We start from the raw sequence: 10596 nt of genomic DNA, 5'->3' as shown, positions 1-10596 counted from the left end.
TTCATTAGATCTCAACTTCTGACCTTTGACACAATTTATTTTACAATCCCCTAGCTGCCGCTCAACCTAGCCGTTCATCGCATTCGCCCCTGTACTGAAGTATGGGTCTAACCGTACGAACTGGACTAGAAAAGCTGAATTGGTTCCAGACCTTCCAAGTAGACCTTCCTCAAATAGCGCCGCAGGGTGGGACGACATCGAAGCAGAGAGATTTTTACATGTTCCAACCAGTCGCTTTCAGCATAGAAACCTAGCCACCAATCTGTGACATGGTGCGGCTGTAGGTTCCTGATGATCCCGATTCTCGCTGTTTGTAATTGATCTCTGGTTTGAGCATTAACAATTCGCTGACTTGCTCTCGTAGCGTCGAGGTCGGAACACCCGATCGCAGTGCCGTTCTCAAGTCAATTTGTCCTGTCTCATTGAGCAAACAGGGACGCAGCCAGCCATCCGCCGAGAGCCGCATTCGATTGCAGCGATCGCAAAAGCATTCTGACATTTGACTAATGAATCCCAACGTTCCTTTTGCGCCAGGAATCTGAAACACATCTGCGGGGCCATTTCCTTTCACCTGTCCTTCGGTGAGTCCCCAGCGTTCGCGAATCTGCTGTCGGAGTGTTTCTGAGCTAATCCAGCCGCTATTGTTAAACAGGGCATCGTTGCCGATCGGCATGAATTCAATAAATCGGACGTGCCATTCGCGATCGAGACTCAAAGCAGCGAGTTCTAGAATCTCATGGTCATTCACGCCAGGAATCACAACCACGTTTAACTTAAGGGGACTGAAGCCCACCTGATGCGCTTTTTGAATCCCATTCCAGACTTGTTGCCAGCGCGATCGACCTCGATTTCCTACAATTTTGTCAAAGGTTTCAGGCTCCAACGAGTCGAGACTAATGTTGATTCGCCGCAAGCCTGCATCATACAAATCCTGAGCCAGATCCGCCAACAAAAACGCATTCGTCGTCATCGATAAATCTTGCGTCTGAGGAAAGTGAGCGATCGCTCTAACAATCTCGACCACCCCCGGCCGGATCAGCGGCTCTCCACCTGTCAGCCGAAATCGAGTAAAGCCAACGGGAATAAAGACCTCTTGTAACAGCGTCATCAACTCTGCTTGAGTCAGTAAATTTTGCTGCAAAACATAGGCGATCTCTTCTCCTTCCGGCATACAGTACTGACACCGAAAATTGCAGCGATCGACCAAACTGATGCGAAGATAATCTACTTGGTTCATGCCTCCATTGTGTATGATCTGAGCCAATGCTTCAATTAAGAGGCTTTGATTTGACCTGGTTCGATCGAGTTTTTTGCTTCGTTGTTCACGGCTTCTGCCTCCCAACCCCTCAATATTGGGGGACTTTAAGAGAAGAATTCTGGTTCAAAGTTCTCTAGTTGTGGGGAATTTAGGGGATGTTCCCGGATCTGCAACCCCCTGCGGGTATCTCGAAGAGTAGGAAGCAAAGCCTTCATTAGAAATGACGTTATCCAGAGGTTTGTGAATCCGCGCAGATTTTGTTCTCATAGCTGCGGTTTGAACCGCCGATCGAAAAGTTTTGTCAGGCAACCAAGTCCTGTGACTTATTAAAAGGGAGCCACATTTTCAGCATTTGTCGGATGGAATGCTGACGATCTTCTTGGACAAATACCAGCGGCAATAGTGCCACCAACCGCACGACGCTCGACAGCGCAAACAATCCGGGTAAGCCGCCGTAGTCTGCCAACTCTGCCAAAAAGCCACCCGCCGTTGTGCCCAGTGCCCCACTCACCCCCGCGATCGCCGCCGCCACCGCAAAATAAACCGACTGATTTTTGACAGGTGCAATGCCCAATTGAATGTTGTTGTTGCAAAGGTCGATCGCCGCCCAGGTGCCTCCCGCCAACATATGCAGCAAGGGCAACCACAGCCAAACTGACAGCGTATCCGTCCCTGTGCCCAGCCACAACAAAGGAGTGACCGCCACCAAAATTCCGACTAATAACAACAGCGATCGATTGCCAAAGCGATCGGCCAGCTTGCCCCAAAACAGCAGCATCACCAAATTTGCGCCCGCCGTTAAGCTGTTGTAAATTGTCACACAACTCACATCCAGACCCAAATCATCGAGCATGTAAAGGTTGAAAAAAGGTGCGCTCAAATTAACGGCAAACATCCAAACGCTGAAGTAAATCAGAAATTTAAGGAAGTTGCGATCGCCCAACAAGCGACTAACTAATCCAAAGGGTGGATCAGTCTGAGAAGATTCCGGAGAAGCTTCAACTTGCGCCAACTCAGAAGTGCTTACAGAGGGACGATCGTCCAGTATCGGAGATTCTGTCTGTTCTACAGGTTGTTCTACAGATTGTTCTACAGGTGCCTCATCCAGCGTTTCTAGAATTCCTCTTTGTTCCCGTGGGTTGACATCTGTCATCAGCCATTGATAGCCAAGACTAACCAATCCAAAAATAATGCCCAAAAGGAGCACGATTCCATAGCCCTCGATCGCTCCTCTCGGATAGTGAGATACCATCAAACCCGCCAACGGGACGCAGACCAAACTAGTCAAATTTGCAGCACTATTCCGAAGGCTAAAATACCGTCCCCGCAGTCTTCTTGGCACCAGCGCCGCCAACCAACTCAGCCACGAGGCACCCCCCAAAGCGCCCAAAAAATTCGTCAAAAAGACGATCGTCAATGTCCACAACACCAACGAATGAGACGCGACCTGCTGCCACGAGGCGATCCCAATCACCGCGACCAGTAATAACCAGATCAGACGGGCAGGCACATAGATCCAAAAGCAATAATTGTGACGACTGGTGGTGCGATCGCCCAAATAGGCTCCCAACGGCTGAATCAAATTTGCCAACATGGGGATCGATGCCGACAGTCCAATTTCTACGGGACTCGCGTGCAACTCTACCAAAAAGTTACTCAACAACACGCCGCCCGTAATGTTAGAAAAAACCGTCGCAAACACCCCATCCAGCGTCGAGGCTCTCAAACTTTTGCGAATTGCGTCCTTATGGATCTTAGTCTCAGGCGCAGCGGCGATCGGAAAGACGGGTTCAGTTCCCGTGATCGATTCGGGCGATTCTGTTGAAAAAGGATTGACGGTTGCGATCGTTCCCGAATTCACTAAATCCACTGCTGACCTCTGCACTCTGAAACCAAGGGCTTATCAACTTGCGACATTCAAAAAGTCTATCGCACTCGTCTGATCAAGATTAAGCAATTCTGAAGATGCAGCGACTCCCCTTTAGAACGATTTCTGCTTATCGCTTTGGGAGAAACCTTTTCAGGCTCAAGTCTTCAAAAATTTTCCAGATGTCAGCAACTTTTAAACAATGGACGGTATTAGAGAACACTATTTTTGGCGTTGCTGAATCATGGGATGAATTGCCCCAATGCGAAGGGGAACCCAAGGTTCAAAGTCCCCCAGAATAGGGGATTTAGGGGGCGAAAAGATTAACACTTCTCACAGATTCATCCCTCCAATCAGCAATGCCCTATTTTTGAGGTGATAGTTGAACGAGTGTTTCCATCTTTCGCAGTCAACCCATCACCTCATTTTCTCTTACCAACCCTTTAATACAGGTTCTCTCAACAACTCACGCTTGGTTTTGGTGTTGGTGACGGTGAGAAAGTTTCCTTTGGGCGTTTTGGCCAGAATGTAGACAAACTCTTTGTTAACGGCTTGAAAATAATTGCCTCGACGATCGTAATCTTTGAGCGGTAGCCGAATGCTCTTGCGGGCTTTTTTGCTAACGCCCACATAAGTAAGAGGCGTGTCACCACTGCCACAAATACTCACCCAAAAGTTTTTAGTTTCCGCCGTGATAAACAGGCTCTCTTCCTTTTTGCAGTAGTTCTGCGTTGTTTGAGCGAGTAGGCGATCGTTCGGTTGGGGTTGTGAGTTAGAAATCGTCTGTGCGGCTTGAAGAGGAGCGGCTTCCATTAGAGAAGCCAAGCCCACTAGCACTACCTGCACACTGAGGGAGAGATTGAGAAATCTATATCGAATCATAGGTTTGACACCGAATGCTGACTGTATAGAAGTTTACTCCATACTGAAAGTTCTTATCAAAATTCTTCTCAAATAGGTTGATGACATGTAGAGCGTTTAATGTTGCGCCAAAGTGATCTTTGAGTTCTACAGATCTTAGAGAGCAACCTAAATCACCCACTTGTGCGGGACTTCAAGCCAAAGCAGTCTCGAATTCTCAAAGTCCTCCAGACTGGATGATTTAGGGGGCGAAGGATCTGTAGTATTAACAAATTGATTGGGTATTAAGTAGCGCTGGTTTAAAGACTACACGTTCTGATGTCTCAGGTTTACTAGATTGTCTAAAGTCTAAAAACTAATAGAACGATCTACAAAAGTATCTCTAGTACTCTTGCAGCAATTCTAAAATTTTTTCAAACTGATACTGACTGGCTAACTCTCGGATTGTTTCTGCCTCAAACGCTTGCTCAGAGGGAATTTGATACAGCAGTTGCAAAATCAGGTCATCGTCACAGCGACTTGCAGCTTGATACAGTTGCTCCACCAAGGTCAATGGTAACATCGTCGGATCAAATGATTTTGAGGATTGAGCGTTCCTTGAAGTTTGAGACTGAGATAAGTTGTTTTGATCGTCGGCGTAGAAGTATCGCACTCCCAAAATTTGAGCGATCGCATCATACAGATCATTGACTCGGAGCGGCTTACTGAGAAACGCATCACACCCGGCAGCAAAGGCTTTGGAGCGATCGCTTTCTGAGATGCTGGCTGACAATACAATGATTTTGGGTTTTATGTCTGACTGAGCCTGTCGAATCTGCTGCGTCGCGACGAGTCCATCCATTTGCGGCATCCACAAATCCATCAAAATCAAATGAGGTTGCCACTGTTGCCATACGAGCAGCGCTTCTCGGCCGTTTCCCGCTTCTTGAAGCAAAAAGCCCAATGGATCTAGCCAGTAAGACAACAGCTTGCGATTGTCAGATTGGTCATCTACGAGCAAAACGCGATAAGTGGGCTGATTGGGTGCTAGACCCAGAACCTGGAGACTGGGATAGTGAAGGGAGGATCGACCTGGTATCGGCGGCCCCATCGCTTGACGAACCGGAAGGTCGATCGTAAACAGAGTCCCCTGACCCAACTGACTTTTGACTGAGAGAGTGCCCCCCATCAATTCGACAAATTTACGACTGATCGTTAGCCCCAGTCCTGTCCCTTCGCTGTCCCTTTTCCCGGCGCTGGTTTGCCCAAAGGCTTCAAAGATCTGGTCGAGATCCTCTGGAGCAATTCCGATTCCAGTGTCTTCGACTTCAACATGCAGCCTGTCGAGGGTTGAGTTTGTCTCGATGCCATACCATCTAACTCGCAAGATCACCCGTCCAGTCTCGGTAAACTTGATCGCGTTGCCCACCAGATTGAGCAGGACTTGACGCAGTTTTTTAGCATCTGTGAAGATGTTAGCCGGAACGTCAGCCGCGAGTTCGACTTGAAACTGTAACCCTTTGACCTCAGCCCTGCGCTGAAGCATTTCTTCTACTGTTGTCAAAAGTGAAATCAAATCGATGTTTGTTTCGACTAATTCGACTTGTCCTGCTTCAATTTTGGAGAGATCTAGAATGTTGTTGATCAGTTCTAGTAAGTGTTCGCCGCTGCGATTAATAATCTGAAGACTTCTTTGTTGAGTGAGTGTAGTTTCAGGCGTATCACATAGCAGTTGAGCAAAGCCTAAAATTGCGTTTAAGGGCGTTCGTAATTCGTGGCTCATGTTGGTGAGAAAGGTACTCTTGGCCAGGTTTGCTGTTTCGGCCGCTTCTTTGGCGCGGGCCAGTTGAGCATTGGTTTTGGCTAACTCCGCCGTGCGTTCTGCAACCTGAGCTTTGAGGGTGCGATTGTAGGCAGACAGTAGGGCTTCTGCTTGTTTGCGATCGGCAATATTTTGAAAACACACGATCGCTGCACAAACGTTTCCCGCTGCATCCAAAATTGGGCTGGCTCTGACTTCTAAAGGAACCACCGCACCATCTCGGCGGATTTCCATATCCTCAATTGTGATATTTTCGCCCTGAAGCGCTCGAAAAGCGGGTAGCTGCTCTACGGGATAAAACTGCTGCGTTCCTGCTTGAAAAACACCGCACAAATGATTCCACTGCTCGATCGTCGCCCCCTCGACAAACCTTTGACTAAGTAGCTGTTGGGCTGACTGATTTAGATAGGTGACCATCTGATTGGCATCCACCACAGCAATCCCAATTGGAATCGTTTCGAGAACGCTGGCGAGTCGCTGCTCACTGTCTTGCAACGCTCGAAAGGAAGCCTGAATCTGCGTAGACATCTGGTTAAAAGAAGCCGCGAGTGACCCCAATTCGTCTGAGCGATCGAGGTGAATGGGTTGGTCAAATTGCCCAGTTGCGATGTTTTTGGCGGCAAAATCAAGCTGTGAGATCGGATAGGTGATCCAGCGGGCAGTAGCGGTTCCGGTGATGGTGGCGATAAAAAAGGCGATCGTGCAGAGTGCGATCGTGCGGCGTGTATTGTCATGAATCTGCTGCATAAAGTCGGCTTCAGGAATCACCATCACGGTCAGCCAGTCTACGCCCGATTGATTTTTGAGCGGGGCAACATAGACGAGTTGCCGCTGACCGTTTTCTATAAACTCAAAGCGTTGAGGCTGCTGAATCGTGTCTAACTGAGGCTGCGACCCCTTGCGGGTCACTTGAAGAGCGTGCATCAATGCCGTCGCGGTCGCCCGAATCAAAGGCACACTGCTCTCGGTGGCTAGACGCTGACCGGGCTTGCCCTCACTGACTGTAAAAGGACTTTCGCTCGTCGAAGACGAAACCAATCGTCCCGATCGCTCCATGATGAAGACTTTACCCGTCGGACTCACATTCAATTTGGTCAAATATCGCTGAATGTTTTGTAGCGCAAAGTCTAGTCCTACAACGCCCTTGAGCCGGGATTGGCGATCGTAAACGGGCTGACTGACCGCAATAAAGATCGTCCCCGTCGTAAATCCTGGATAAATCTTGCTCCAGGTTAGCTGGTTGGCTTGTTTTGCAGAACGATACCAGGGACGAAGCCGAGGATCATACTTTCCGGGGTCTGTTTTGAGTCTTTGAGTCCGCTTGCCCGTTGCATCAACTCCGTAATAGGTGCTTTGAAAGTTAGTCGATCGATTCACCACATTGATCCGCAGTTTGTCGTCGGGTGTCCGTCGATTGATGCCCAAAAAAGTTCCGTCTTCTGCGCCAAGCGAAATCCAGCTAATGGTGTCAAACTTTTGAATCTGTTGCCAGAGTAAGCGATCGTTAGCTGGGTTGGCGACCGTCAAATCCCACTTAATTTCTCCTCGATTGACGGCATCCACTGTGATTTGATTCATCAACTCTGCTTTTGAGAGAAAGCCTGTCAGATAGAGATGAATGCGATCGACAATTTCTTCTTGAAGTTTATTAACCAAAGTCTGGACGGTTTGCTGTCCGTTTTGAAAAGACAAATAGCCCACAAGTCCAACCGCTGCCACGATTTGCAGGACAAAGGGAATTGTAAAAACAAACAGCAACGGAACTTTCTTAAATGATTTTCGAGAAGGCGCTGACTGAGGCATCGAATTCAACATTGCAGCGAAAAATGGCAACCTGATTTTAGCTTATGTAAAAGTTATGTAAAAACTTGAAGTATCGATGATTACCTGAATCATCAATACAAAAGAGACAAAAATCAGAGACATTAGACGCGAGCTATTAAATATTAGATCCAGATATTAGATACGCTCAGTCGATCGCAAAGTGAGTTATGTTGGGCGTTGCTGATTGAAGGGATGAATCTGTGGGAAGTGTCCATCTTTTCGCCCCCTAAATCCCCCAAAATTGAGGGACTTTGAACCTTGGGTTTCCCTCTGCTTTGGGGCAATTCATCCCACGATTCAGCAATGCGGTGTTGTGACCACGAAATCCCGATTGTTTGAAGGGTGGGCTACAAGAACAAAGGGTGCCTTCGCACACTAAAGAAGCGATTTTACCCGTTAGTCCACGGAGGGGGACTTTGTTCTGATAGCCGCGTTGCCGAAGGCCCTTGCGAAGCTAACACTAATTGCCAGTGTTCTGTCTGTCAAAGTTTTGCTGCCATTTTTGTCGCTGCTCAGAAGTCAAGGTGGCTGAGATCGAGTCAATGTAAGTCTTTAAAGGAACTGCCAGCGAGTCTTGAAGCTGTTTGGCATCATTTTTTTGTAGCTGACCCGCAAGTTCTGGCTTTGACTGAAGGATTTTGGTGGCATCTTGCTGCATTTTTTGGCGAGCCTGTCTAATCTGCGCCTGTTGGTCTGACGTGAGTTTGATGCCCTGCAATTCAGCCGAAAGGGTACGATCGACCTCTCCCAAAGCCGCCTCGATCGCACCGTTTACGCCTTGCTGGGCGTTGGTTTTGAGCGCGTCTACGATCGTTTGCTGAAGTTGGGCCCGTTGCTCATCGAGCTTTTGTTGAATGAATTTGCCGATCGCCGTTTTCGAGTTTTCTACAGCGCTATTTACCCCTTTTGAAAGTTCGGAGGTGAGCCGCCCGGCGGTAGAGTTTGCGAGTTGGTCAGCAACTTCGGCTTGGCGTTCGTCGAGTCGTCTGGGTCGTCTTTCGGAGGTGGGCTGAGACGCTTGAGAGGGGGCAGGCGTTGGGGACTGCGCGGACGTTGGGGCAAGCTGCACTCGGTTGAGCGACTGACTAACCGCAAGCACCATACCTGCAATGCCTGCTAGAGAAATGGCGATCGCCATCATGGAGAGAGATTTATTTTGATCTGGCATAGTGCCCCCTTTTGCGCCTAAAAATCGTTCAGATTCAGCATTCCCCAAGCGGAAAGCCTTCTCCTATAACATCAAGTTCAAGGGGTCAAACTCCTGAAGCGATGATCGATTTGTTGAGTAATACCAAATTGATCTTTGAGTGCTACAGATCTGGGAGAGCAACCCAAATCCCTCACTTGTGGGGACTTCAAGCCAAAGAAGTCTCGGATTCTCAAAGTCCCCCAGACTGGGGGATTTAGGAGGCGAAGGATCTGTAGCATTAACAAATTGATTTGGTATGGGCGGCAGTATCCAGTAGACGCTGTGAACGATCATTCAGGGTTCAACCCAAAGGCTTCTCATCTTATTCTCCTACAATCGAATGACTCTTATAGAAAAGTTCATCTAAATAAATCAATGGAAGGAAAAAATACTGAATGCTCGAAAGCCTCTCTAGGGAAATGTATAAATTAAATAACAGTTTAGTGAGTTCCTATGAATGATCTTCAGTTAGCCCAATGTTATGAACTGCTTGACATCAAACCTGGCGCAACGGGGGAAGCGATCGACACCGCTTACTCAAAAAAGGTGATGGAGAAGATTCGACTGGGAGACAAGGCAGAGAAAGATCGCCTAAAGATTGCCTACGAAATGCTAAAAGACTATACGCAACTGCAAGCTTATCAAAATGCCCAGCAGATTAGCGAGTCAAAAACAATACAACATCGAATTACTGATTTATTAAACAAAACCTTAAACACTCAAGACACTCAAATTAGACTGCGAGAGACAGAGCTACAAGTTCTCGTGCAAGCAAAAGCACCTAAAGCTGAAATGATTGCCAAAATACATCGCAGTCTCAAAGAATTTTTGGCACCAGAGATCAAAACGGTTGTAATTTATGGAATGAGAGGCAATCAGACGATCGTCTGGAAAAAGCAATTCCCCATGCCTACATCAGGACTCACTCAAGACGATGTTAATCCCTACTCATTTAACAATCGTTTTATAAATCTTGCAGCGTTTCCAATTGCATTTCTATTTGCGCTGGTTACCAACATTGGCTCATTCAAACTTCTATTTTTATCGACGCATATTTGGATTCATGAATGTGGTCATGCGACGGTTGCATGGCTTGCGGGACATCAAGCAACCCCCCTTCCCTTTGGCTGGACAAACGTAGGAGAGGAGCGATCGCTCTTTGTCTACTTTGGCATTCTCGTCTTATTTGGTCTGCTGTTTTGGACAGGACTACGAGAGCGCAAACGTTGGGTAATGGGACTGGCGATCGCCCTCACGCTCTTACAGTTTTATTGCACCTGGATCATGCCGATCGACACCTATGAAATGTGGCTGTCTTTTGGTGGCATTGGAGGCGAGTTTTACCTCAGCACTCTGCTCATGATCAGCTTCTACTTTCCGCTTCCTGAGAAATGGCGCTGGGATTTTTGGCGATATCCGGTTCTTTTGTTAACGGCGAATACATTCTGGGCCAGTTTTTGGCAGTGGCACCAGATCAAAACAGGCGAAGGCTCGATTCCTTGGGGGTCGCTATTTGGCGGTGAGGGCGACGCAGGGGGCGATATGAATCAGTTAAGTCTGACCTATGACTGGAGCGATCAGCAGATCATTGGCGCTTATACCCTTTTGGGTAATGGGTGTCTGCTGATTCTGATTGGCATTTATTTGTGGGTTTTGAGCAAGTATGGGCGATCGATTATAACGTCAGTTCGATGAGAGTGACTTGCTTCGTTTCAATCGGCTTCAGCCCCCTAAATCCCCCACAAGTGAGGGACTTTGAACGAGAAAGATTGTCTCAAAGTCCCCCACTTGTGGGG

General features: G+C 47.8%; 6 protein-coding genes. 1 reads left to right on the top strand and 5 read right to left on the bottom strand.

All coding sequences use genetic code 11. The annotated features are described in order from the left end of the window. Positions 1-250 precede the first annotated feature (250 nt). The 5 genes from moaA to ACKFKH_RS26640 all read right to left on the bottom strand — a co-directional run bounded on the left by moaA (position 251) and on the right by ACKFKH_RS26640 (position 8779). The gene (gene moaA, locus ACKFKH_RS26660; RefSeq protein ID WP_446861379.1) at positions 251-1237 is read right to left on the bottom strand and encodes a GTP 3',8-cyclase MoaA; all 987 of its coding nucleotides are present in this window, start codon (positions 1235-1237) and stop codon (positions 251-253) included. Positions 1238-1559: 322 nt separating this feature from the next. Continuing rightward, the gene (locus ACKFKH_RS26655; protein WP_446861378.1) at positions 1560-3128 is read right to left on the bottom strand and encodes an MFS transporter; all 1569 of its coding nucleotides are present in this window, start codon (positions 3126-3128) and stop codon (positions 1560-1562) included. 429 nt (positions 3129-3557) lie between these two features. Beyond that, a complete protein-coding gene (locus tag ACKFKH_RS26650; RefSeq protein ID WP_446861377.1) occupies positions 3558-4007 on the bottom strand; it encodes a hypothetical protein in 450 nt (149 codons plus the stop codon). A gap of 361 nt (positions 4008-4368) precedes the next feature. Further along, entirely contained in the window at positions 4369-7602 is a 3234-nt protein-coding gene (locus ACKFKH_RS26645) for an ATP-binding protein (protein WP_446861376.1), read from the bottom strand. 469 nt (positions 7603-8071) lie between these two features. After that, positions 8072-8779, bottom strand: a complete 708-nt coding sequence (locus tag ACKFKH_RS26640; protein WP_446861375.1) for a hypothetical protein — start codon at positions 8777-8779, stop codon at positions 8072-8074. A 474-nt stretch (positions 8780-9253) separates the two neighbouring features. Here ACKFKH_RS26640 and ACKFKH_RS26635 point away from each other — a divergent pair, with 474 nt between their 5' ends. Beyond that, positions 9254-10495, top strand: a complete 1242-nt coding sequence (locus ACKFKH_RS26635; protein ID WP_446861374.1) for a hypothetical protein — start codon at positions 9254-9256, stop codon at positions 10493-10495. Positions 10496-10596: the final 101 nt, after the last annotated feature.

Source organism: Phormidesmis sp. 146-20, from assembly GCF_052939475.1.
The sequence above is the reverse complement of the archived record's forward strand: the minus strand, read 5'-3'. Positions and strand labels throughout refer to the sequence as shown.